Annotated in this window: 24 protein-coding genes; 15 read left to right on the top strand and 9 right to left on the bottom strand. The window is 67.6% G+C overall.

Going from position 1 to position 22,198, the window contains the following annotated elements:
- Positions 1 to 8: 8 nt before the first annotated feature.
- Entirely contained in the window at positions 9 to 1,391 is a 1,383-nt protein-coding gene (locus AC5Y4C_RS11380) for an alpha/beta hydrolase (RefSeq protein ID WP_499962803.1), read from the top strand.
- Between the two features lie 16 nt (positions 1,392 to 1,407).
- Here AC5Y4C_RS11380 and AC5Y4C_RS11385 read toward each other — a convergent pair whose 3' ends face one another.
- On the bottom strand, positions 1,408 to 2,706 hold the full coding sequence (locus AC5Y4C_RS11385) for a glycosyltransferase (protein ID WP_499908335.1): 1,299 nt from the start codon (positions 2,704 to 2,706) through the stop codon (positions 1,408 to 1,410).
- An 89-nt stretch (positions 2,707 to 2,795) separates the two neighbouring features.
- Between AC5Y4C_RS11385 and AC5Y4C_RS11390 the strand changes: the two genes are divergently transcribed.
- A complete protein-coding gene (locus AC5Y4C_RS11390; RefSeq protein ID WP_499908333.1) occupies positions 2,796 to 3,470 on the top strand; it encodes an HAD family hydrolase in 675 nt (224 codons plus the stop codon).
- A gap of 73 nt (positions 3,471 to 3,543) precedes the next feature.
- Positions 3,544 to 3,993, top strand: a complete 450-nt coding sequence (locus AC5Y4C_RS11395; RefSeq protein ID WP_499962801.1) for a hypothetical protein — start codon at positions 3,544 to 3,546, stop codon at positions 3,991 to 3,993.
- Between the two features lie 15 nt (positions 3,994 to 4,008).
- On the opposite strand, the gene AC5Y4C_RS11400 is transcribed toward AC5Y4C_RS11395, so the two are convergent.
- Positions 4,009 to 4,188 (bottom strand): DUF2795 domain-containing protein, encoded by a 180-nt coding sequence (locus AC5Y4C_RS11400; protein WP_499962800.1) that lies wholly within the window; start codon positions 4,186 to 4,188, stop codon positions 4,009 to 4,011.
- A 122-nt stretch (positions 4,189 to 4,310) separates the two neighbouring features.
- On the opposite strand from AC5Y4C_RS11400, the gene AC5Y4C_RS11405 reads away from it, so the two are divergent.
- From AC5Y4C_RS11405 to AC5Y4C_RS11415, 3 genes are all read left to right on the top strand, one after another.
- Complete coding sequence (locus AC5Y4C_RS11405) at positions 4,311 to 4,499, top strand: hypothetical protein (protein WP_499962799.1); 189 nt, start codon at positions 4,311 to 4,313, stop codon at positions 4,497 to 4,499.
- A gap of 46 nt (positions 4,500 to 4,545) precedes the next feature.
- Positions 4,546 to 4,926, top strand: coding sequence for a cupredoxin domain-containing protein (locus tag AC5Y4C_RS11410; RefSeq protein WP_499962797.1), 381 nt, complete (start codon positions 4,546 to 4,548; stop codon positions 4,924 to 4,926).
- 74 nt (positions 4,927 to 5,000) lie between these two features.
- Positions 5,001 to 5,936 (top strand): lysophospholipid acyltransferase family protein, encoded by a 936-nt coding sequence (locus tag AC5Y4C_RS11415; protein ID WP_499908323.1) that lies wholly within the window; start codon positions 5,001 to 5,003, stop codon positions 5,934 to 5,936.
- On the opposite strand, the gene AC5Y4C_RS11420 is transcribed toward AC5Y4C_RS11415, so the two are convergent.
- Positions 5,933 to 6,499: a chorismate mutase gene (locus AC5Y4C_RS11420; protein WP_499962795.1), complete on the bottom strand. Its 567-nt coding sequence runs from the start codon at positions 6,497 to 6,499 to the stop codon at positions 5,933 to 5,935. The genes AC5Y4C_RS11415 and AC5Y4C_RS11420 overlap by 4 nt on opposite strands.
- 114 nt (positions 6,500 to 6,613) lie before the next feature.
- Between AC5Y4C_RS11420 and AC5Y4C_RS11425 the strand changes: the two genes are divergently transcribed.
- The 4 genes from AC5Y4C_RS11425 (at position 6,614) to AC5Y4C_RS11440 (ending at position 9,436) form a co-directional block, all read left to right on the top strand.
- Positions 6,614 to 7,567 carry an esterase family protein gene (locus tag AC5Y4C_RS11425; protein ID WP_499962793.1) on the top strand — a complete coding sequence of 318 codons (954 nt, stop codon included), beginning with the start codon at positions 6,614 to 6,616 and terminating at the stop codon, positions 7,565 to 7,567.
- A gap of 81 nt (positions 7,568 to 7,648) precedes the next feature.
- Positions 7,649 to 8,113, top strand: coding sequence for a hypothetical protein (locus tag AC5Y4C_RS11430; RefSeq protein ID WP_499962791.1), 465 nt, complete (start codon positions 7,649 to 7,651; stop codon positions 8,111 to 8,113).
- Positions 8,114 to 8,232: 119 nt separating this feature from the next.
- Positions 8,233 to 9,108, top strand: coding sequence for a cyclopropane mycolic acid synthase family methyltransferase (locus tag AC5Y4C_RS11435; protein WP_499908315.1), 876 nt, complete (start codon positions 8,233 to 8,235; stop codon positions 9,106 to 9,108).
- 91 nt (positions 9,109 to 9,199) lie between these two features.
- Complete coding sequence (locus tag AC5Y4C_RS11440; RefSeq protein ID WP_499908313.1) at positions 9,200 to 9,436, top strand: hypothetical protein; 237 nt, start codon at positions 9,200 to 9,202, stop codon at positions 9,434 to 9,436.
- A 154-nt stretch (positions 9,437 to 9,590) separates the two neighbouring features.
- Here AC5Y4C_RS11440 and AC5Y4C_RS11445 read toward each other — a convergent pair whose 3' ends face one another.
- A complete protein-coding gene (locus AC5Y4C_RS11445; protein WP_499908311.1) occupies positions 9,591 to 10,046 on the bottom strand; it encodes an SRPBCC family protein in 456 nt (151 codons plus the stop codon).
- A gap of 52 nt (positions 10,047 to 10,098) precedes the next feature.
- On the opposite strand from AC5Y4C_RS11445, the gene AC5Y4C_RS11450 reads away from it, so the two are divergent.
- Positions 10,099 to 10,629, top strand: coding sequence for a lipoprotein LppJ family protein (locus AC5Y4C_RS11450; RefSeq protein ID WP_499962789.1), 531 nt, complete (start codon positions 10,099 to 10,101; stop codon positions 10,627 to 10,629).
- Positions 10,630 to 10,639: 10 nt separating this feature from the next.
- Positions 10,640 to 11,509, top strand: a complete 870-nt coding sequence (locus AC5Y4C_RS11455; RefSeq protein WP_499962787.1) for an alpha/beta fold hydrolase — start codon at positions 10,640 to 10,642, stop codon at positions 11,507 to 11,509.
- On the opposite strand, the gene AC5Y4C_RS11460 is transcribed toward AC5Y4C_RS11455, so the two are convergent.
- From AC5Y4C_RS11460 to AC5Y4C_RS11475, 4 genes are all read right to left on the bottom strand, one after another.
- On the bottom strand, positions 11,506 to 13,665 hold the full coding sequence (locus AC5Y4C_RS11460) for an acyltransferase family protein (RefSeq protein WP_499962992.1): 2,160 nt from the start codon (positions 13,663 to 13,665) through the stop codon (positions 11,506 to 11,508). The genes AC5Y4C_RS11455 and AC5Y4C_RS11460 overlap by 4 nt on opposite strands.
- An 86-nt stretch (positions 13,666 to 13,751) precedes the next feature.
- Complete coding sequence (locus AC5Y4C_RS11465; RefSeq protein ID WP_499962785.1) at positions 13,752 to 14,573, bottom strand: alpha/beta hydrolase; 822 nt, start codon at positions 14,571 to 14,573, stop codon at positions 13,752 to 13,754.
- A 136-nt stretch (positions 14,574 to 14,709) separates the two neighbouring features.
- Complete coding sequence (locus AC5Y4C_RS11470) at positions 14,710 to 15,369, bottom strand: sterol desaturase family protein (protein WP_499908300.1); 660 nt, start codon at positions 15,367 to 15,369, stop codon at positions 14,710 to 14,712.
- Complete coding sequence (locus AC5Y4C_RS11475) at positions 15,366 to 16,088, bottom strand: FadR/GntR family transcriptional regulator (protein WP_499962783.1); 723 nt, start codon at positions 16,086 to 16,088, stop codon at positions 15,366 to 15,368. Before AC5Y4C_RS11475 ends, AC5Y4C_RS11470 begins: the two co-directional genes overlap by 4 nt.
- 134 nt (positions 16,089 to 16,222) lie before the next feature.
- Between AC5Y4C_RS11475 and AC5Y4C_RS11480 the strand changes: the two genes are divergently transcribed.
- The 3 genes from AC5Y4C_RS11480 to AC5Y4C_RS11490 are packed head-to-tail and all read left to right on the top strand — an operon-like array spanning position 16,223 to position 20,866.
- Entirely contained in the window at positions 16,223 to 17,482 is a 1,260-nt protein-coding gene (locus AC5Y4C_RS11480; RefSeq protein ID WP_499962781.1) for a DUF7159 family protein, read from the top strand.
- A 55-nt stretch (positions 17,483 to 17,537) separates the two neighbouring features.
- Positions 17,538 to 19,235, top strand: a complete 1,698-nt coding sequence (locus AC5Y4C_RS11485; RefSeq protein WP_499962779.1) for an ATP-binding cassette domain-containing protein — start codon at positions 17,538 to 17,540, stop codon at positions 19,233 to 19,235.
- Between the two features lie 59 nt (positions 19,236 to 19,294).
- Positions 19,295 to 20,866, top strand: a complete 1,572-nt coding sequence (locus AC5Y4C_RS11490) for an HD domain-containing phosphohydrolase (protein ID WP_499908290.1) — start codon at positions 19,295 to 19,297, stop codon at positions 20,864 to 20,866.
- A gap of 7 nt (positions 20,867 to 20,873) precedes the next feature.
- Here the strand turns inward: AC5Y4C_RS11490 and AC5Y4C_RS11495 are convergent, their stop codons facing one another.
- Positions 20,874 to 22,136: a cytochrome P450 gene (locus tag AC5Y4C_RS11495; RefSeq protein ID WP_499908288.1), complete on the bottom strand. Its 1,263-nt coding sequence runs from the start codon at positions 22,134 to 22,136 to the stop codon at positions 20,874 to 20,876.
- Positions 22,137 to 22,198 lie beyond the last annotated feature (62 nt).

Raw genomic sequence — 22,198 nt, forward strand, 5'->3', positions numbered from 1 at the left:
GTGCAGCGATGAGCGGCGAGCAAGCGGTGTCGGAGAGCGCCGGGCTCGCGGCAGCCACGGCAAGCGCGTCGCTGACGGGCGGAGCGATACCCCTGGCCGTGCAGGCCGTAACGGTCGTCGCACTGTGGCACGCGATCGGATGGGGGCGACGGCGCAGCCGCGGTGTGCCGGCGGCGGTGGCGCTCGGTGTGCTGGCCGGGGCGGCGGCGCGCTGGTGGTTCGCCACAGCGGGCCTCGCCAGTGAGATGCCGCCCTGGTCGCTGTGGCTGTGGGTGTCACTGACCGGCATGGCAATGGCCGTCGCGATATTCGGCTGGTCGGGCGCCGACTGGTGGCGCCGCAATGTCCTGGTGTTCGCCGTGTCGTTCTGCCTGCTGAGTGCCGGAGTGACCGTCAACGGCTGGATCGGCTACTTCCCGACGGTCGACGTCGCGTGGAATCAGCTGACTGGTGGGCCGCTGCCGCACCAGACCGACCTGACGACCGTGCGTGCGATGCGGGCGCGCGCCGCCGCGCCCCGCACGGGCGCCGTCGTCAGGGTCGACACGGGAACTGCCGGCTCTGGCTTCCGACACCGCGACGAGTGGGTGTATCTGCCGCCGGCCTGGTTCGACGGCAATCCGCAACAGTTGCCGGTGCTCGTGTTCGTCGGCGGTCAGTTCCACACTCCGGCCGATTGGCTACGCGCGGGAGATGCGGTCAGCACCCTCGACAGGTTCGCGGCGGCACACGACGGCGTTGCGCCGGTGGCGGCGTTCGTCGACACCGGCGGTGCGTTCACCGTGGACACCGAATGCGTCAACGGCCCGCGCGGCAGGGCCGCCGACCATGTCACCAAAGACGTTGTGCCACATGTGATCCAGACGTTCGGCGTGAGCAGTGACCCCGGTGCCTGGGGCATCGTCGGGTTCTCCGCCGGAGGCACCTGCGCGGTGGACCTGACCGTGATGCATCCCGATCTCTTCACCGCTTTCCTCGACGTCGCAGGCGATCTCGCCCCCAACGCGGGCAACCGGGCACAAACCATCGAGCGGCTGTTCGGCGGCGACGCTGACGCGTGGGCCTCCTTCGATCCGACCACCGTCATCACCCGGCACGGGCCGTACCGGGGGGTGGCCGGAATCTTCGCCGTTCCCGACAACGAAGGACCCACCGTCGCACACGGTTCCGACGCGGGCGCCGCCGCAATGAGTCCAGGAATGGCCGCTGATTCGCTCTGTGCAACAGGCGCCGCGAACGGCATCTCGTGTGCGGTGGCCCGATTGCCGGGCAAGCATGACTGGCCTTTCGCCGCGCGCGCATTCGCCGCGGCGTTACCGTGGCTGGCCGCCCGACCGCGCGATGATGCCCGGAACGTCACTTCCGTGCGTTGCGGAACGTCGCCCCGATAGCGGGCAGGGTATCCCGCTACACCGCACGGCTGCAGTCGCGCACTGCGGCCGCCAGGGCGTCGGCGATCGCATCGAAGGCGTTGTAGGCCCGCAGTTCGCGGGAGAGTTCTTGTGCGGCAAGTCGATACGAGTCGCGGCTGAGCAGCCGATGCACGGCGTGGGCGATTGCGGCGGGTTCGGGGCGTGCAGTGCCCAGGTCGATCCCTGCCCCGGTATAGGCCACCCGCGCCGCCACTTCGGGTTTGTCGGCGGTGGCGCCCGCGACGATCAACGGGATCCCGTGCACCAGCGCATGATGCACACCGCCGTACCCACCGTTGGTGATCATCGCATCGACGTGCGGAAGCAGCTGATGGTACGGCGCGAAGTCGGTGAGGTAGGCGTTGCGAGGGATGGGTCGGCGAACCGTCGAGGACCCTGGGCGTCCTGTGGTCGCAACCACGACGAGGTCGTCGCGATCGGCGAACGCGTCGAGAGTGGGATGTATCAGTTCGCTCAAATCGCTGTTGTCCCAGGTGCCTTGAGTGACGTGGACGACGTTGCGGCCACTGCGCGCCAGCTTGGACCACGGCGGGTCCCATGGGCGGTGTCGGCGGGTGGCGGGCGTGATCACCGGGCCGGTGAACGTCACCGACGACGGCAGATCGCTGCGCGGATACTCCGTGCGCGGCACGGTGAATTGCAGAACGCGCTCAGCCAGCAAGGGCCAGTCGGTCAGAAACACCGGCGAGCCACTCAGTCCGATGGTGCGCAGCGCCGCGTCGAGGTGCGCCTGGATGTCGGCGAACAGGATGTGCTGTACGACCCAGGTCATCGCCCGGTAGTTCGTCTTCGGCCGGGGGTGCCAGCCGATGCCGAACGGTGGGGTGTCGACACTGGAAAGTGTCAACGGCCCGACCCCGCCGACCAACACCGGCGGACGCGCTCGCCGGTCCACCAGCAGTGGCAATGCGCCGGTGAAGGCCACGTCGCACAGCACCGCGTCGACGCGTTCGTCGTCGAGTGCTCGCTGCAGCGCCCGGTACTGCGCGATCAGCGGGTCGATGAAGATCGCGCGCATTTCCGTACGCCCGCAGTTCCAGCGGTCCACGATGCGGGGGACGGGAAGCGAAGAGGTACGTCGGTGGTGCCGGCGGGGATGGGCGCGAGCGGGCAGGGCGACGGCACGCATGCCGTGCGCCTCGATGGCCTCGCGGTAGTGCGCTGCGGTGAGCATGCTGACCCGGTGACCGCGGCGGCGCAAATCGGCGCCGATCTGCAGGAGGGGGCTGACATGCCCGGGAATCGGGCTGGCAGCCAACAAGTATCTGGCCATCGGCGCTCACCCGTCAGCCTATAAGAGCGGTTAGGTAACTCGCAGGGCCCAGAAGGTACACAACGGTGAGCCGTGGGTACCCGCGCCGGGTGACCGCTTCCCGTGCGCCCGCTGTGCTGTTCGACATCGACGGCACGCTCGTCGACTCCAATTACCTTCACGTGCACGCGTGGACGCGTGCGTTCCACGACGTCGGTATCGCAGCCGATGCGTGGCGAATCCACCGCTCGATCGGGATGGACGGCTCGACCTTGATCGGCACGCTGGCCGGAGACGTCGACGACGAGGTGAAGCAGCGGCTCAAAGAGCTGCATTCGCGCTATTACAAAGAGCTGACTCCGCTGCTGCGGGTGTTGCCGGGCGGGCAGGAGATCCTCGAGCGGGTCGCGGCGATGGGTCTGCAGGTGGTGCTGGCGACGTCGGCGCCCGACGACGAGCTGGCGATCCTGCGCAAGGTGCTCGACCGCGACCACCTGGTGTCTGAGATGACGTCGTCGGCCGACGTCGACACCGCCAAGCCCAAGCCCGACATCATCGAGGTCGCGCTCGAGCGCGCCGGCGTCACCGCCGAGCAGGCGGTGTTCCTCGGCGACTCGGTGTGGGACGTCGAAGCATGCCGGCGCGCCGGGGTGCCCAGCATCGGTGTGCTCAGCGGCGGTGTCTCTCGCGACGAGCTGACCGCCGGCGGCGCAGAGGTGGTGTTCGAAGACGCCCGCGAACTCGTCGAGCACATCGCCGACACCCGCATCGCCAAGCTGGGCTGACCGCAGGGTTTCAACACCCAGCGCCCCGGGCACGCTCTTGCCTACCGACGTCTACGTCAATTAAGGAGCGGTCATGAATGCCGTGGGCTGGATAATCATTGCTGTCGTCGTGGCGATTGTGCTGATCGTCGCCGCGGTGCTGATCGCGCGGCAGAACCGCATGAAGCGGCGCCGCGTGGAGGCGGAGCGCATCCGCGGTGAGGTCCGCGAGCAGACCGCAAAAGTGCAACGCCGCGAAGCGCTGGCCGAAGAGACCGCCGCCAAGGCGCGCGCCGCGCAGGCCGAAGCCGAGGCCAAGGCCGCCGAGGCAGCCCGGCTGCAAGAGCGAGCCGCCGCGCATCAGAGCGACGTCGCGTCAGCGCGCGACGACCTGAACAAGCGCGCCGAGCACGCCGACCGCCTCGACCCCGCGGCCCGCGGAGAACAGGCCACCCATGAGCAGCGGGCGCAGGGCCAGCGGACCGAGGGCCAGCGGACCGAGGGCCAGCGGACCGCCGAGCAAGGGCAAGGCACGGCCACCTGATCGGTGGCCCGACGGTCAGAACAACGCCTTCTGAACCTGGTCGGGGCCGCTGAATTCCTTGTCGGGCAAGCGGTTCAGCTCGTCGAGCAGACCCTTGTCTGCGCCGTTGCGCTTGGCAGCGGCGATCACGTCGTCGAGGCGCGCCGGATAGTTCACGCCGGCCAAATGCTTCTGCACGTCGATCGGGTTGGCCATGCCGGTCCTCCTCGTTGAGGCTCTTGTGGGTTCGCCGACGATTACCCCGCGCTCTGATTACGCATTCGTTTCACGGGCTGCCAATGTGATTCGGATGCGCTGATCCTGGGAATGACGCGACTATGGCAACGTATCGAGTGCTGGATCCCAAGGGCGAGGTCGTCGAGACCCGCGACATCGCGAGCGCCGACGACGCGCACGCCTGGTTCGTGGACAAGGCTTCGCACAACGACGAACTGGGCTGGCGCATGGAGGTCAAGGTCGACGACGGGTGGCGGTTCTTCGACAACACCGACGGCACGCCCGCCTGATCCGACGACGCGGTGAACCTTTCGCCTGCGGTGTCGTGTCTCTTGTATGACGACACGAATCGGACTGGCTGCTTTGTCATGCGCGACGGCGATCGCCGTCGCCGCCTGCGGGCACTCGAACGTCACCCAGGACAGTGCCCCTGAACCGACCACCACGCCTGCGCCTGCATCGTCGCCGGCCGCGGCGGCGGCGATCACCATCGAAGGGATGCGGTACACCGATTTGACGGTGCCGGCGGGCGCGCAGGTGACTGTGGTCAACAAGGACGCCGCAGAACACACCGTCACCGCCGACACCGCCAACGCGTTCGACGTGGAAGTCGGTGGAGAAGCGACGGCGACGTTCACGGCACCGGCACAGCCGGGCAGTTATCCGTTCCACTGCACCTACCACCCGGGCATGCACGGCGTGCTCACAGTGCAGTAGCCACACCGGTCATACGGCTCAGGTGCTCATGTCCGGGGGGCGTACCCCGCCGCCACAGCGGGTATGCGCCCCGCATGACCAGTACCGACCACCGATCACCGGATGTTCGAGAACAAGCCCAGCAGTTCGCCGACCAGGCACGCGAGCAGATGGATCGCCGGCGTGCGAAGCAGGAGGGCGGGGTCAGCGGCTGGGTGGCCCAGCGTGCCGGCGAATGGGAGCTCAGCGGGCCCGATGAAGCCACGATGCAGCGCCAGAAGTACCTGTGGAATTCCCTCGTGGACTATTGGTTCCGGATGGAGATGGACGGCTGGGAGAACCTGCCGGAGCCACCGGTGCTTCTCATCGGCATCCACTCGGGCGCGCCGTTTGTCTGGGACGCGTGGACCGTCGGCGTGCAGTGGTGGCGCCGGTTCGGCCAGGACCGGCTTCTGCACGGCACAGCGCACGACGCGCTGATGGCGATTCCGGTCATCGGCCGCTACTTCCGAGCGATGGGAGTGCTGCCGGCCGCGCCCGACTCGATCGCCACGGCATTGGCCGAAGGACGCGACGTCGCGTTGTGGCCCGGGGGAGAAGTGGACTCGCTGCGGCCCTGGCGCGAGCGGGACCGGGCCAACCTCGCCGGCCGCACCGGATTCGTCAAGATGGCGATCCGCGCCGGCGTGCCGATTGTGCCGATCGCGACCGTCGGTGGTGCCGACGCCATGCCGGTATTGATTCGCGGCGACCAGTTGTCGCGCACGTTGCGGCTGGACAAGATCTTGCGGCTCAAAGTTTTTCCGCTCGCGGTGTCGTTGCCGTGGGGTATCGCGCCGGCCGCACTGCCGCAGTTCCCCTTGCCGGCCAAGATCCGGACACGCCTGATGCCGCCGGTCGAAGTGGATCACGACCCGTCGCTGGCAGAGGACGACGAGTACGTGCAGCGCAAGTACCAGGAGGTGCAGGACACCATTCAGGCCGGCATGAACGCGCTGGCCCGCAAGCGCGCGCTGCCGCTGTTCGGCTAAGCCCCGCAGTAGGAGCGAGTGGCGAACCCGAGCGCCTGCCGATACAGCGCGTCGAGGTGATGCGCGTCGGCGACCTCGCCGACGGCTTGCTCGCGGGCGGCGCCGCAGTCCGGCGACTGCAGCAGCAGCCACTGTGCGGCGATCTCGCCGACAATCGTGTGGTTGAGCGAGTCGATCGCCGATCGCGTCGCCGAAAGGTCGGGGGCAGAGGCTGGCGCTGCGCTGGGATCGAGCTTCCACTGGGAGAACCGTCCGTACTCGACGCCTTCTGTGGCGGCGATCTGGTCGGCGAAGAGGCGCTGCACGTAGTCGGCGTCGATGCCGGCCGCAGCCGCGTCGGCTGCCACCGCAGCCAGCACCTGTTCCGCCCGAGCGGAGTCTTCGACGCTTCCTTTCGTCAGCCATTTCGCCGCAGCCACCGCATCGGCGGTCTGCAGCCGGGCCGCGGCGGCCTCCACCAACGGACTCAACGGGCTGAGCCTGGCCGCATCAGCAGCGGACGCCGGCAGCACCGCGCATGCGGTGACGACAACGCCGATCAGTCCCAGACGTAATTGCAGCACTGAACAGTTTTAACAGCAGCAACAAATTGGCGCGGTGTGTAACCGCGGACTCGCGACAGCCGATAACTCGGTAAGACAACTGCAGGGGTGGGAATCATGCACACATTTCGAGCAATGCCCTGGCCGCGCCGGTTGGCGGCGGCCTTCCTCGCGTCGGTGTTCGCGATCGCGATGATCGGTGTCGCGGGCAAACCAGCGACCGCCAGAGCCGACGCACCTGAGACCGTGATGGTGCCGTCCGCCGCGATGGGACGCGACATTCCGGTGCAGTTCCAGGGCGGCGGCCCGAAGGCCGTCTACCTGCTCGACGGCTTGCGCGCCCGCGACGACCGCAACGGTTGGGACATCGAGACCGGGGCGTTCTCGTGGTTCAACGGCTCGGGGCTGTCGGTCGTCATGCCCGTCGGTGGAATGTCGAGCTTCTACACCGACTGGTACCGGCCGGCGGTGGGCAACGGCCAGACCTACACCTACAAGTGGGAGACGTTTCTGACCTCAGAGCTGCCGGCCTGGCTGGCGGCGAACCGGGGGATCAGCAGCAGCGGCAACGCCGTGGTGGGGCTGTCGATGTCGGGCAGCTCGGCGCTGATCCTCGCCGCGTTCCACCCGAACCAGTTCATCTACGCCGGCTCCCTGTCGGGTTTCCTCAACTTGTCGGCCGGTCTGTGGCCGGTGCTGGTGGGCGTCGCAATGGCCGACGCCGGTGGCTTCAACGCGCTCGACATGTGGGGTCCCTACGGTGGCGCGGCCTGGCAGCGCAACGACCCGATGAACCAGATCGGCCGGCTCGTCGCCAACAACACGCGGATCTGGGTGTACAGCGGCAACGGCAACCCGACTGACCTGGACGCCGGTCTTGGCAACGCACAGATCCCCGCGCAGTTCTTGGAGGGACTGACGATCCGCACCAACAAGGAGTTCCAGCAGCGCTACCTCGCGGCCGGGGGCAGTAACGGTGTGTTCAACTTCCCGCCCAACGGCACGCACAGCTGGGGCTACTGGGGTGGTCAGCTGCAGGCGATGAAGCCCGACATGCAGCGGGTGTTGGGCGCCAACCCGACCGCTTGACACACGGTGGTTTGGTCTGTACCGGTTCGGGGCAGTCCGTGCAGAACACCGTGTGACGCGATGTCGAAATTGGAGTTCATCATGAGCGAACAAGGCAGCTCCCAGCAGACCGACCGCGAGCAAGACGCCGACCGCGAGCAAGACACCGACCGCGAACAGGGCGGCGAGCAGGAGGCCACCGGCGACGGCGAGGATGTCGAACGCTACGAGTCCGGTCAGATCGCCGAGAAGCCGGAACCCACCGACAAGCACAAGGAACACGCCAAAGAGATGGCGAAGTCCTATACGGAGGAGCGCCCGACGACCGTGCTGCCCGGATCCGACGCGACCGTTACGGGAACGGCAGTCAACGACTGGATCGACGATGAGGGCAACCCGGTGCACGGCGAGATCAGCGACGAGCGCAGCGAAGCAGCTGAGCGCGACCGCGAACGCAACGAGCGCGCCCAGGCCCAACACGACGACGACCAGAAGCGCGACGACGACGAGGGCGGCGGCGACGGTTCCCAGGTGCCCGAAGAAGAGAAGAAGGCACAGGACGGCTGACCGCCCTCCGCAAACTCGTTCGGTCGCCGATCTCGTACCATCGGTGACGACCATCCGCAACATCTCCCGGGTCGGCTCCGACATGGGAGTCGGCTAGCAGCCGCTGAACAGGATCGACATTGCCAGAAACGCCAGCTGACCTGACGCCCCACTTCGAGGACGTCCAGCACCACTACGACCTGTCCGACGACTTCTATCGCCTGTTCCTGGATCCCACGCAGACCTACAGCTGCGCGTATTTCGAGCGCGACGACATGACGCTGCAAGAGGCGCAGATCGCCAAGATCGACCTGGCGCTGGGCAAGCTGGGTCTGCAGCCCGGCATGACGCTCCTGGACGTCGGCTGCGGCTGGGGCGGCACCATGATGCGCGCACTCGAGAAGTACGACGTCAACGTCGTCGGGCTGACGCTGTCGAAGAACCAGCAGGCGCACGTGCAGAAGTTGTTCGACAATTCGCCGAGCCCCCGGTCCAAGCGTGTTCTGCTGCAGGGCTGGGAGCAGTTCGACGAGCCCGTCGACCGCATCGTGTCCATCGGCGCCTTCGAGCACTTCGGCCGCGACCGCTACGACGCCTTCTTCAAGATGGCCTACGAGGCGCTACCCGCCGACGGGGTGATGCTGCTGCACACCATCGTGAAACCCGACGACGAGGAGTTTGCGGCCCGCAATCTGCCGGTCACCATGCGGCATCTGCGGTTCTTCAAATTCATCATGGACGAGATCTTCCCGGGCGGCGATTTGCCGCAGCCGGCGACGGTCAAACGCCACGCGACCCAAGCCGGCTTCAACGTCTCGCGCGTACAGCCGCTGCGGTTGCACTACGCACGCACGCTGGACACCTGGGCGGCCAACCTGGAGGCCAACAAGGAGCAGGCGATCGCGATCCAGTCGCAAGAGGTGTACGACCGGTACATGAAGTACCTGACCGGCTGCGCGGATCTGTTCCGCGAGGGCTACACCGACGTCTGTCAGTTCACCTGCGAGAAGCGCTGAGCATCAGCGACCCGGGATCGCTGGTATCTGCGGGATAGCCGGTGGCGGCGGGATCGCCGGCGGCGAGGGAATCTCGGGAACCGGCGGCACGATGGTCACGGTCGTGTCGCCCGGTGCCGGCGACACGGTCACTGTGGAGTTCGTGGGCGCACAGCACGGCGTAGGCGTCAACACGGTGGTGCTCGTCGGCGACGTCGTGGTGCTGCTTGTGGTGGTGCTGGTTGTGGTCTTGTTGTCCGAACTGCTTCCGCCACAAGCGGTTAGCAGCGGAAGAAGGACGGCAGTCGCGGCCGCGGCGACAGCGGCGGGCCGGATAAGCGCGCAATGAGTCATGTCGGGTCTCCCTTCGGCGCACGCATAGCCATTTGGCAGACCCGCCAAACGGAGTCGCCGATCATGGCCACGTCCGTGCGCTAGCCCGCGTCGCCGACAGTTCCCGAATCCCTCTCAATTTCAACGGCTTTGGCGCTGAGCGTTAGCGCTCAGCGCGCCTCCACCACGGTCTTTATCCGCTCGAGCGTCTTGCGCATGTCGCGAAGATTGCGCCGTCTGCGAAGCCGGCCGATGCTCGCGGTGTAGATCCGAAGCAGCGGCGAGGGCTGCAGCCGAAACGACTCGGTCACGTCGGTGCCGTCGCCGCTGGGTGCCATCTCATAGCGCCAGTGGTTGGCAGGCTTGTCGCCGATCAACACGTCGAATGCGAACACCCGGCCAGGTTCGCAGTCGGTGACCCGGCACGTCGTCCAGTACACGGGGCCGATCTCGTTGCGGCGGACATGTCCGCGGAATCGGGCTCCCACAGCCGGGCCGGTGGCGCCGTCGAGCCATTCGGCCTCGAACGTCTCCGGCGAGAACTGGCCGATGTTGCGTACGTCGGCCACGAGCTCCCAGATTTTCATCGCGGGTGCGGACATGTGCACCGTCACTGAGCCGTCCATGCCGCGATTCAACCAGAATGGGTGGTGTGGCAGGCCCGAGGTGCGCGACATCGTGACCGGCACGAGAAGCCGAGGCCTGCTGCTGCTCGTTGCCGTGCTCGCAGCATTGGGGATCGTGGGGGCGGGTCTTTTCGTGCTCCGCATGCATGACCGCACGACCGACCATCCCGTCGATGCGCTCACCGACGAGCAGACCAAAGCCCAAGTGCTCGCCGCTGCGAAGGAGATCGTCGGCACCGCAAGGCTGCGCAACCCGACCGGCGGCTACCTGCTGATGTCATGCGAGAACCAGACTGACCCGCCCTACCAGGGCGCGATCTATCTGACCTTCGACCTACCCTCGAGCAGCTTCTTCGACCAGGTGGCCGACGCAATGACTGCGCGCGGCTGGCAGAAGGGCTTGCCGCCGAACCAATATCTGTACGGCACCACGCTCTTCAAGAACGACGTCACCGCGGTTTTGTACCGCGACCCCGACCGCAACAGCGTCGGTGTCATGCGGATCTACGGCGAATGCCGCAACGTGACCGACCACCGGCGCGACGCCACCGGCTGGGTCGAGATCACCGACCAACTCCGTTAACGTGTGCGCGATGATCACGCCTGAGCGCCCGGCCTGGGTACCCACCCGGCTGTACCCATTCCAGGATCGCTACCTCGACGTCGACGGCTCGACGGTGCACTACGTGGACGAGGGCAACGGGCCCACATTGCTTTTGCTGCACGGCAATCCGACGTGGTCGTTTCTGTACCGCGAGATCATCATCGGCCTGCGAAGTCAATACCGCTGCGTGGCAATCGATTACCCGGGTTTCGGGCTTTCGACTGCAGCGGCGGGCTACCGGTTCACCCCGGTCGAGCATGCCGGTGTGGTGCAGCGTGCCGTGCAGCAGCTGGATCTCACCGACGTGACCCTGATGGTGCAGGACTGGGGCGGACCGATCGGCTTCGCCGTGGCCACTCGGCAACCGGACCGATTCACCCGGTTCGTCATCGGCAATACCTGGGCGTGGCCGAAGACCGATCTGGGCACACAGGCGTTTTCGCGTACGCTCGGCAGCCCTGTGGGCCGGTACTTGATCGAGCACCGCAACTTCTTCGTGGAGCGGATCCTGCCTGCAGGGGTGCGCCGCCGTCGACTCACCGATGTCGAGATGGGCGCTTACCGCGGGCCGTTTCCCACCGCAGAGTCACGACGGCCCCTTTCGGTGTTCCCGCGCGAAATACTGGGCAGCAAGAGCTTTTTGGCGGAGGTGGCCGCTGGTCTGCCACGATTGTCCGAGAAGCCCGCACTGGTGTTGTGGCCCACCAAGGATGTGGCGTTTCGCGCGCCGGAGCGGGCCCAATGGCAAGCGTTGTTCCCCACGCATCGCACCGTGCTGCTCGAGGGCGCCGGCCATTACATGCAAGAAGACGCCGCCGACGAAATCGTCTCCGCCATAAGGGATTTCGTTCCGCATTAGCGGACTGTCATGGCACTCTCCACGATCGCGCCGATGACCGGCGCCAGCGTTTGGGCGTACTCGATGGTGACGTGGTTGTCGTCGCGATAGACCAGGTTGTCGCCGACGATCACCGGGCAGCGCTCGGCGGTGCAGAACACCGCGGTGAGGTCGTTGTACTGTCCGCCCGCCGCGGTCGTCGCCGCCGCCTCGGCCGCGATGCCGGCGTCCCGCACCGCGTCAGAGCGTCGCGGCGCACACGCCTGCGCGTCGTCGAGGTGAGCCGATACGCACGTCGGCACGGTGCTGCGCGGATCGGGAATCGGGCCGAGTACCACCACCATGGCCCCGGTCGCCCGCAACCGGCTCACCAAGCGGCTCAGGCTGTCCACCCACTGGGGATCGTAGGAAGTGAAGCCGAAGTCTGCGCCGTAGCGGCGGGACATGCCGACGACGACGAGCCGCGGGTGCTCGACCTGCAGCCGGCTCATTACGTCAGTTCGCCATTGCTCGCATTCGGTGTAGCGCCGGCCGAGATACGGGCTGGTGATGGGCAACTGCAGCAGCGGGCAGGTGACCTTGCCCAGCGTCTCCAGCCGCCAATGGCGTTGCTGTGCAATGGTTTCCAGTGCGGGGCTCCACATGGCAGCGTGGGAATCACCGACCAGTGCCACCGTGGTGGGCGATGCGGTGTCCCCGGATGCGCACTCGGGCTGGCCCACCTCCCGCCACGACCGCACGCAGCCGTTGAGGAAGACCGTGGGTTTGTCGCCGGCGGCATCGGCCAGCGCTGGTTTGAGGTTCGCGGGTACGGCGCGCACCGCAGTGGAGGCTTGCACGGCGGCCGCGACGTGTGCGGTCAGCTGGGCGAGCGGGTCGTCGTGACCGGCGGGCTGCGTCGGCGCGGGTTGGTCGTACGTCACCGCGGCCGCGGCCGCCCCGTGGCCGACGGGAGCCGGGCGCACCGCCAGCAGCATCGTGGCGGCGGTCGCGGCCACTGCGGTGACGGCTGCGCCGAGCAGCAGACTACGCGCCTCTGACCGCCGAACCGCTGCCGCGAAGCGGATCGGGTTCTCGACGAGTCCCAACGTCAGCACCGCCAGCACGAACGACACTGCGGCGGCGACCAGGCGGCCGGCCAGACCCAGCGGGTGGCCGAGCAGCGCAGGCGCGAGCAGCAGCACGGGCCAGTGCCACAGGTACCACGAATACGACGCTCGGCCGATCATCCGCATCGGCGGCCGCGACAGCGCTCGGCCCACCCCGCTGTCTGCTGTCGCACAGCCGGCACCGATCACCAGTGCGGTGCCCAGCACCGGGAGCAGCGCGGCGGTGCCGGGGTACGGCGTCGCACGGTGCAAATCCACACAAGTGACGAGGATCAGCACCAGACCGCCCCAGCCTGCGGCCGCGGCGGCGCGGTCGCTCAACGCGCGCCACCGGCTGGCGGTCAGCGCCACCAAGCCGCCGACCGCCAGCTCCCAGGCACGCGACGGTAACGAGAAGAACGCCCACGACGGCAGCGTGTACGTCCACGCCAGCGAGACGACAAACGACGCGGCGGCCAACCCCGCGAGGACCGAAATGTACGGCAGCACCGAGCTGCCGGCATCGGCTCGGCGGCGCGCGCGCAGGAGCACCCAGGCGGTACCGATGATCAACGCCGGCCAGACGAGGTAGAACTGCTCCTCGACGCCCAGCGACCAGTAGTGCTGCACCGGCGACGGCGCGGCATCGGCGCTCAGGTAGTCGGTGCCTTCGATCGCGAACCGGTAGTTGCCGGTGTAGAGCGCCGATGCGATGACGTCGCCGAGCACGCTGCGCGCCTGCAGCGGCGGCAACAGCAGACACGCCGCGACGCCAGTTACGACGAGCACCGCCGCGGCCGCCGGCAGCAGTCGTCGCGCCCGGGCGCCGTAGAACCTGACCAGCCGGATGCCGCCGCGCTGCCTGACCTCTCGCCACAGCAGCCCGGTGATCAGAAATCCCGAGATCACGAAGAACACGTCGACTCCGACGAAGCCGCCTGGGAATGCGGGAAATCCGGCGTGGAAGAGCACCACGGTCAGCACCGCGACCGCCCGCAGACCTTCGATGTCGGCGCGGAACTCACGGCGTCTGCCGGCGCGGGGTGTGGTGCCGCGTCGGGGGGCAGCGGTGGGCGCAACGGTGTTCACTCGAGCGCCGATCTTGCCACGCGCGGCTGCATGCACCCAGCAGGTGAACGGCACGTCGCCTAGGCAATGACTAGGCAATGCAATGACTAGGACGCCAGCCAGGCCAATTCGTCGGTGAGTTGTCCCCGCCAGAACGACTCGTCGTGGCCACCGGGGGAGAAGCTGCCCGCGACCGGGCGGCGCAGCTGCGCGACGAACTGGCGGGCGGCGGCATAGAACCGGTCTGACACACCACAGTCCACCCGGATCGGAATCGACGCCAGCGCAGGCTGACCGAAGACGGTGTTGCGTTGCCAGTCGCTGTAGCTGTCGAATGCCCCGTCGTCGGTGGACATATAGGACGTCCACAGCGCAGGACTCACCGCGCAGATTCCCGCGGTCCGGGCAGGGCCGAGCCGGGCGCCCAGCAGCAGCGCGCCATAGCCGCCCATCGACCAGCCGAGAAACCCGACCCGTGACGTGTCGAGGCCTTGGGTGGCCAGCATCGGCAGCAGCTCGGTGAGCACCATCGCGCCGGAGTCGGCACCGGTGGCACGCCTGTGCCAGTACGTGTTGCCGCCGTCGACGCTCACCACCGCGAACGGCGGCAGGCCGGCACTCACCACTCGCGCGAGCCCGTCGGCCACGCCCAAGTCCATCACGCTGGCCGCGTCGCCGTCGCGGCCGTGCAGCGCAATGACCGGCCGAAGCGGTCGGGTTTGACCGGGTGGGCGCGCGATCACCCACTTCGTCTCGACGCTACCCCGGGCCGCCGAAAGGAAGGAGCCGGTGAGAAAGGTGGGTGCCGTCGCTGTCGCCGGCGCGGGTTCGCCTCGAGAAACGGCCGGTCCCAACAGGTTTGCCAGCGCGTAGGTTCCTGCGGCCAGTCCCGCGGCATGCAAGGCCGCTCGACGTGTCACCGGCGCCATGCGGGCAATCATGGCAGCGTGAAGCGATGCATCATGAAACGTGCTGACACCGAACCGATCACAGTACGGTCACCGGTGCCCAGAGCGCTCCGTTTGGGACCGCACAATCGCGCGGCACGGCGCGCGGGCGCAGAGATCAGGCGGGTAAGCGGTGGGCGTGCAGGTTCTTCGCCGTGGGCGATGTGGCCACGGTGGCCGGGTCCGGAGACGTGCGTAGCACGCGGTCGGCCGTGCCCGCGCTGGTGACGGTGAACCAGTAGTGCTCGTTCTTGAAGTGGTGCAACCGGTGGTGACGCCAGATAGCCCGGTACACACCGGTTTTGGGCTTGTAGTCACTGTGGATCAGAAAATGCGTCCACTCGTAGGCCAGCCCGAGCACGGTGAGGAAGACAAGGTAGCTCAACCCCAATGCCAAGCGCGGGAACGCCAGCACCGCAATCGCGATTGCCAACGGCAGCACCCACAGCAGCGACTGCCACGGAATGAAAACCAGCGGCACATCGCGGGGATCGACGTGGTGTTCGCGGTGCTTGCGCGCCAGCAACGGGTCCACAGTGACTGCGCCGACGCGTCGCGGCCGCCAATGCAGGATGCCCACGTGAACGATCCACTCGAAGAAGGGGAAGACGGCAAGCATCACCACCGGTACCAGCGCGTCGGTGACGCGCCACTCACCGACGGCGGCCCGCGCAGCGCCCGCGGCGAGCAGGGCGGCGGCAATCATCAGCGGCGACGGATGCTTCCAGAACTCGCGCGCGGCGTCAGTGAGCGTGAATGTGCGGCGCGTGCGCGTCATCGTTGTTTCTCCAAGCCGTCCAGCGCGTCGAGCAGCGCAGTGGTCGCGGGCTCGAGCAGGTCACGCGCGGCCCGCAGCGCACGTTTCGCGTCGCCTGCCGTAATGGCGTCGGCAAGTCGCCGATACAGGTCGGGGCGGCCGACTTCGGCCTGCATCACCGTCGCGAGCGCACCCAGCGCTGGCTCGTAGGCAGCGCGCAAAGTGTTGTACATCAACCGGAACACGATCGACTCGGCACCGTCCACGACGTGATCCCAGAACGCCAGCGCGCACCGCTGACGCTCGACCGGATCCGCCTCGTCCTCGATCCGGCGAATCGAATCCTCAAGTGCCACAGCAAGTTTCGAACCAGCACGGAGTGCAGCCAGCTCCGCAACCTTGGGTCCGTTGTGTAACCGGGTCTCGAGAACGCTTCGCACGACGGCAACGTCGAGCTCACCCGCACGCATCAGCAAGCTCGGCAGAAGATCCAGGCCGGCATGGCGCTTGAAGTCGCGAATCGTCGTCGAATCGCCTTGGCGAACTTCGACGAGACCGGCTGCAGAAAGCCTTTTGAGCGCCTCCCGGACCGCGGGCCGGGACACCCCGAGCACCTCGGCAAGGCGGCGCTCGCTCGGCAGCGCCTGGCCAGGCCGCATCTCACCGCTGAGCACGTCGGCGACGATCTGTTGGAACACATCCTCGGGTACCGAGCGTCGGTTCACCGGCTGAAGGGCCATGTCCGCCAGCATTGCCGACATGTCGGCCAGACGTCAAGTGGTCAGACCAACTGCGGCACAGGCCGGTGAGAGGGTTCACAGAACGGCTTGGGTAGGCTCGGCCGACGTAACTGGAGGCCCGACCCTGTCTGCGCGTGTCGAGCATCGGCGACGCCGGACATGAGGAGTGCGAACTGGATACGGTACTCGGACTCTCGATGACCCCGACCGCGGTCGGACTGGTGCTTGTCGAAGGCGAAGGCGCCGACGGCGAGATCATGGACCACGACGCGTTCGACGTCCCGACCCGACGAGGCGCCGCCGCGATCAGCACCTCCGAATACGTGGCCGGCGCGATGTCTCTGACCGCGGCCATGGCCGGCGGCCATCGCCCGCATGCCATCGGCGTGACGTTCAGCGATGACTCCGAACTGCACGCCTCACTGTTTTTGAAGTCGCTGTCTGAAGCCGGATTCGACAACGTCGTCGCAGTGCCCTGCGCGGAGGCCGGCGAGGCCCTGGCCCGCGGGATCGGCCGCACCGCAGGCTACGACGAGACCGCGGTCTGCCTGCTCGAGCCGCAGTCCGTGGTCGTGTCCATGGTCGACACCTACGACGGCGCCGTGCAAACCATCTCGCATCGCGCTCACGACACCGATGCGCAGCTGATCGACTGGCTGATCCGGGTCTTCGACGTGAACGACTGGCACCCCGAATGTCTGGTGCTCGTCGGCCCCGACAGCGAACTCTCCACGCTGGCAACGCAACTCGAGCAGGCCCTCGATCTCCCAGTGTTCGCGCCACCGGAGGCTGACCTTGCGCTTGCCCGCGGTGCCGCGCTCGCCTCCGCGCAGCCGCCGGAGGTGCAGCTCGACGACGACGCAGCGGCTCGGGAAGGCACCCGACGGTGCTGGCCGCTGTCGCACGCCGCGGCGCTGGCCATGCTGGGCATCGGGCTGCTGACGTTCATCGTGTCGATCTCGCTGGCTGCCGGCCTGCGGCTGACGTCGAACAGCGACACCACCGCACCCGCGCAGCAGCCGTCGGCCAATCCGCCAGCAGCGGCGCCGGCGGTACCGCCACCCGCAATGCCGCCTGTCGTGGTGCCCTCACCGGCCCCAGCCGCGCTGCCACCAGAGCCCAGCGCAGTCGCGCCGGCCGAACCGTCGTCGGTCACCGACGAGGTTGCGGCCACGGTGCCCGACGAGCCAACCGATGGCGCCGGGCCGTGGGCGGGCGAGGAGGTCCCGCCGGTTTTCGGTCCGCCGCCGCCGGCACCCGACGCGCCGCCACCGACCGAGTCGGCGGAGAAGCCGCCTCTGCTCACCCGGATCCTCTCGCACGTCCTGGGCTTGCACGGCGATCCCAAGCCGCCGCCCGCCCCGGTCCAGCCGCCGGCTCAGCCGTCGCCCTGACAGTTGAGGCAGATGCCTCACGCGCGCAAGCAGCACCCGGCGCGAGCATCGGCTCATGACCACTTCAGCAGCACCGCTCAAGCCCGCCTTTGACCAGCTCGCGCCGCGCGGCGGACGCGTCGACGCCACTGCCGTCACCCGCCATGTCGGCAGGCATCAGATCCTCCAGTCGCTTTCCCTGACCGTGGAAGAGGGCGAGCTGGTCGCCATTGCCGGGGGCAGCGGCGCCGGTAAGAGCACGCTGCTGGAAGTTCTCGCGGGATTGCAGCCGCCGTCTTCCGGCCAGGTCCGACACGACGGCTGCGTGCTGGCGACGGCGGCCGACCGCAGCATCGGCTATGTGCCCCAGGACGACATCATCCACCTGGAGATGCCGTTGCGGCGGACGCTGCGCTACGCAGCACGGCTGCGGTTGCCGGAGGGCACGTCGGCGGCCGAGGCCGACCGGGTCGTCGAGGAGACGATGCACGAACTCGACCTGACCGATCGGGCCGACGTGCCGGTGCGGTCGCTGTCGGGCGGGCAACGCAAGCGGGCCAGCATCGCGGTGGAGCTGCTGACCCGGCCACGCCTGTTCTTCCTCGACGAACCGACCTCGGGGCTCGACCCGTCGACGGCCGCCGACGTGATGCGGCTGCTGCGCCGGCTCAGCCGCCACGGCGTAACCGTCGTCTTGACCACGCATGAGCCGGCCGGCATCGACGTGTGTGACCGGGTGGTGTTTTTGGCACGCGACGGCCATCTGGCCTTCAGCGGCAGTCCCGCAGAAGCTCGGCGGTACTTCGGGGTAGGTGACCTCGCGCACGTCTACGACAGGCTGGCCCAGCACACACCCGAGACATGGGCGAACCGGTTCGCGGCACACCGGGCCGTCGGACCGGCAGCCGGTGCTCAGCCGCCCATGCCGGCCCCGCGCCTACAGGTCAAACGGACCGGCGCGATGCGGCAATGGTGGCTGCTGACCCGGCGCAATGTCGACGTCCTGGTACGCAACCGGCTGACCCTCGCGATCCTTCTCGGCTCACCGGTGCTGGTGACCGCGATGATGGCGACGCTGTTCAGGCGTGGCACCTTCGACCCGCACACCGCAGCTGACGTCGGGCCTGCCCAGATCGCGTTCTGGATCGCGTTCGACGGGTTCTTCTTCGGTCTGACCTACGGTCTGCTGCAGATCGTCGGGGAGATGGCCGTGTTCCGGCGGGAACGCCTGGCCGGGCTGAGCGTGGCGGCGTACGTGGCTTCCAAGGTGACCGCACTGCTTCCGGTGCTGGCCGCCGTAAGCGCCGTGCTGCTCGGTGCATTGCGGCTGCTCGGCCGGCTGCCCGAGGCGGGATGGGACGTCTACGCGGTGCTGTTCGTGACGGTCGTGATCGAGGCGACGTCCGCCCTGGCGCTCGGCCTGCTCGCGTCGGCTGCGGTCTCCAACGCCGCGCAGGCCGCGCTCGCCCTGCCGATGCTGTGCTTCCCGCAGGTGTTGTTCGGCGGCGCGATCGTGCCCGTCGACCAAATGGCCACCCCCGGGCGGTTGATGAGCTATGGGCTGGCCAACCGCCACGCGTTCGAGGCGCTGGGCCGCGAGCTGGATCTCGACCGGTACACCCCGGCACTGCCGGCCATGTCCGCCTACCGCGACAGCTTTCACGGCGGCACAGGTGCGAGTCTGATCGCACTGGCCACATTCGCCGTCGCGCTCATGCTCGCGACCGTGTGGTTGCTGCAGCGCCGGTCCCGGCCCGGCTGCGCCCGGCGATGACGCCAACCCTCGCGGTTCAGAGCGCCCCGCCCACGACCGATCTGCGCCAGAATCGGCAGATGACCTCGCCGGTCGGGCGCTCACCCGAGTTACCCACCCGCGCCGAACTGCTCGCCGCGCTGTCGGTGGCGATCGATCTCGGCCTCGGGCAGCCGGCCGAGCACATGCTGCGGTCCGCGCTCATTGCGACGCGAATCGCCGATCGCCTGGGCCTGCCTCGAAGCGAGCGCGACACCATCTACTACGCGACGTTGATCATGTGGATCGGCTGCCACGCCGATTCCCACGAATACGCACGCTGGTTCGGCGACGACATCGCCGTGCGCCACGACGCATATTTGGTTGACTGGTCGGGCTTACCGTACTGGAACTTCGTGCTGCGCAACGTGGCTCGGGGAGAGCCGCTGATCCGTCGGCTCACCGTCATGGCCGCGCTCGTGCGCAACGCCCGCGGCCATCTCTCCAAATTGATCCATTCGCACTGTATGTCGGCGGGACTGCTGGCCGAGCGGTTGGGCGTTGGTCCGGATGTGCAAGCGGCGCTTGCGTTTACGTTCGAGCGTTACGACGGCGGCGGACTGCCCGGCGGTGTGCGAGGTGACCAGATCCCCATCGCGATCCGGGTTGCACAGCTGGCCGACATGGCCGAGGTGCACCAGCGCAGCTACGGCACCGAAGGCGCGGTCGCGATGGCACAGAGCCGCCGCGGCGGCCAATTCGACCCGCAGGTGGTCGACGTCTTCGTGCGCGATGCGGACCGCATTCTGAGCGGTCCGCCGGCCGGGGACGTCTGGCGTGCGGCCCTGCGGGAGGCGCCGGATCGCCACCAGCAGCTCGACGCGCGGACCCTCGACGGTCTGTTGTCCGCTTTGGGTGACTTCGTCGACCTGAAATGCCCGTTCACAGTTGGTCATTCAGGTGCGGTGGCGCGGCTCGCCGCGGATGCGGCGCACGCAGTGGGGCTCGATGCCGACACCGTGGCGTTGATCAAGCGTGCCGGCCACGTCCACGATCTCGGCCGGATCGGGATCTCGAACCACATCTGGTCCAAGCCCGGACCGCTGACTTCCGCGGAGTTCGAACGCGTCCGGTTGCACCCGTATCTGACGGTGCGGATCCTCAGTCAGGTGCCGGGCCTGCGCCAAGAGGCGCAACTGGCCGGCAATCACCACGAGCACGTCGATAGCTCCGGCTATCCGCGCGGGCTCGGCGGGGCAGCGTTGACCATGCCGGATCGTCTTCTGGCGGCTGCGGTGTGTTATCAGTCGGCTCGCGAGCCGCGGCCGTACCGAGAGCAACTCGGGCCGGACGCGGCGGGGCGGCGGTTACGGGAACGCCTGCGCGACCGCGCATTTGATCCGGTGGCTGTCGATGCGGTGCTGCACGCGGCCGGCCTGAAATCGGAGCGGCCGAACCCGCGCCCGCACGGCTTGACGCCGCGCGAGATCCAGGTGCTCACGCTGGTGGCGCAAGGTGCATCCGACAGGCAGATTGCGGCGGCGCTGGTGATCAGCCAGAAAACCGCACGCAATCACGTCGAGCGGATCTACAGCAAGATCGGCGTGTCCAACCGGATCGGCGCGAGCATGTACGCGCTGCGTCAGGGGTTGATCGCGAACGCGAACGCCTAGCGGCCGTTTAGACTTGGGCAGCCGTCTTACCGGTGTAGTCCACGTGCCAGTGTTTGATTCCGTTGAGCCAGCCGGACCGCAGCCGCTCGGGCTTCGAGATGGGTTTGAGGTCGGGCATGTGGTCGGCGATTGCGTTGAACATCAGATCGATGGTCATCCGGGCCAGGTTGGCGCCGATGCAATAGTGCGCGCCGGTGCCACCGAAACCCACGTGCGGGTTGGGATCGCGCAGAATGTTGAAGGTGTAGGGGTCGTCGAAGACATCTTCGTCGAAGTTGGCCGACCGGTAGAACATGACCACCCGTTGGCCCTTCTTGATCTTCACGCCGCCCAGTTCGGTGTCGGTAAGCGCAGTGCGCTGAAAAGACGTGACGGGCGTGGCCCACCGGACGATCTCGTCGACCGCGGTCGTCGGGCGCTGCTGTTTGAACAACTCCCATTGGTCGGGGAAGTCGGTGAACGCCATCATGCCCTGGGTGATCGAGTTGCGGGTGGTCTCGTTGCCCGCCACGGCCAGCAGGATCACGAAGAAACCCAGTTCGTCGTCGGAGAGCTTGTGCCCTTCGACGTCGGCCTGCACCAACTTGGTGACCAGGTCTTCGCCGGGTTTGTCGGCGCGTTCGGCGGCCAGTTGCATGCCGTAGCTGATGAGTTCGACCGATGCCGTCACGGCGTCATTGTTGGCGAACTCCGGGTCCATGTCGCCCACCATCTCGTTGGACCAGTGGAACAGCTTCATCCGGTCTTCCTGCGGCACGCCCATCAGCCCGGCGATGGCCTGCAGCGGCAGCTCGCACGACACCTGCTCGACGAAGTCGCCACGGCCTTGCGCCGCAGCGGTCTTGACGATGTCCTGGGCCCGTTCGCTCAGCTCTTCGCGCAGCCGTTCGACCGCGCGAGGTGTGAATGCGCGGGAGATGATGTGACGCAGGTGGGTGTGATGCGGTGCGTCCATGTTGAGCAGCACGAACTTTCCGCGGTCGATCTGGTCGCCGACGGCGCCGTCCTGGTAGCGCGGCAGCGCAGTCTTCTTCTCGCTGGAGAACACGTCACTGCGCCGCGAGATCTCCTTGACGTCTTTGTGCTTGGTCACCACCCAGAAGCCGCCGTCGTCGAACCCGCCTTTGCCGATCGGCTGCTCGTTCCACCAAATAGGCGCGGTGCGGCGCATTTCGGCGAGTTCTTCGACGGGCAGGCGCTCGGCATAGATGTCCGGATCGGTGAAGTCGAATCCAGGCGGGAGGTTCGGTGTCGGCCCCGAATTACCCATGACGCGCATCCTCGCTACTTGTGTGACGCTTATCGCATTGCTACACCACGTTGCGGGGTCTC

The organism is Mycobacterium sp. NGS35 (genome assembly GCF_059812855.1).

Bases quoted from the DNA above. Each gene is read 5' to 3' on its own strand.
- AC5Y4C_RS11380 (WP_499962803.1), top strand. From the start codon at position 9: ATGAGCGGCGAGCAAGCGGTGTCGGAGAGCGCCGGGCTCGCGGCAGCC.
- AC5Y4C_RS11385 (WP_499908335.1), bottom strand. From the start codon at position 2,706: ATGGCCAGATACTTGTTGGCTGCCAGCCCGATTCCCGGGCATGTCAGC.
- AC5Y4C_RS11395 (WP_499962801.1), top strand. From the start codon at position 3,544: ATGAATGCCGTGGGCTGGATAATCATTGCTGTCGTCGTGGCGATTGTG.
- AC5Y4C_RS11400 (WP_499962800.1), bottom strand. From the start codon at position 4,188: ATGGCCAACCCGATCGACGTGCAGAAGCATTTGGCCGGCGTGAACTAT.
- AC5Y4C_RS11405 (WP_499962799.1), top strand. From the start codon at position 4,311: ATGGCAACGTATCGAGTGCTGGATCCCAAGGGCGAGGTCGTCGAGACC.
- AC5Y4C_RS11410 (WP_499962797.1), top strand. From the start codon at position 4,546: ATGACGACACGAATCGGACTGGCTGCTTTGTCATGCGCGACGGCGATC.
- AC5Y4C_RS11415 (WP_499908323.1), top strand. From the start codon at position 5,001: ATGACCAGTACCGACCACCGATCACCGGATGTTCGAGAACAAGCCCAG.
- AC5Y4C_RS11425 (WP_499962793.1), top strand. From the start codon at position 6,614: ATGCCCTGGCCGCGCCGGTTGGCGGCGGCCTTCCTCGCGTCGGTGTTC.
- AC5Y4C_RS11430 (WP_499962791.1), top strand. From the start codon at position 7,649: ATGAGCGAACAAGGCAGCTCCCAGCAGACCGACCGCGAGCAAGACGCC.
- AC5Y4C_RS11440 (WP_499908313.1), top strand. From the start codon at position 9,200: ATGGTCACGGTCGTGTCGCCCGGTGCCGGCGACACGGTCACTGTGGAG.
- AC5Y4C_RS11445 (WP_499908311.1), bottom strand. From the start codon at position 10,046: ATGGACGGCTCAGTGACGGTGCACATGTCCGCACCCGCGATGAAAATC.
- AC5Y4C_RS11455 (WP_499962787.1), top strand. From the start codon at position 10,640: ATGATCACGCCTGAGCGCCCGGCCTGGGTACCCACCCGGCTGTACCCA.
- AC5Y4C_RS11465 (WP_499962785.1), bottom strand. From the start codon at position 14,573: ATGGCGCCGGTGACACGTCGAGCGGCCTTGCATGCCGCGGGACTGGCC.
- AC5Y4C_RS11470 (WP_499908300.1), bottom strand. From the start codon at position 15,369: ATGACGCGCACGCGCCGCACATTCACGCTCACTGACGCCGCGCGCGAG.
- AC5Y4C_RS11475 (WP_499962783.1), bottom strand. From the start codon at position 16,088: ATGGCCCTTCAGCCGGTGAACCGACGCTCGGTACCCGAGGATGTGTTC.
- AC5Y4C_RS11485 (WP_499962779.1), top strand. From the start codon at position 17,538: ATGACCACTTCAGCAGCACCGCTCAAGCCCGCCTTTGACCAGCTCGCG.
- AC5Y4C_RS11490 (WP_499908290.1), top strand. From the start codon at position 19,295: ATGACCTCGCCGGTCGGGCGCTCACCCGAGTTACCCACCCGCGCCGAA.
- AC5Y4C_RS11495 (WP_499908288.1), bottom strand. From the start codon at position 22,136: ATGGGTAATTCGGGGCCGACACCGAACCTCCCGCCTGGATTCGACTTC.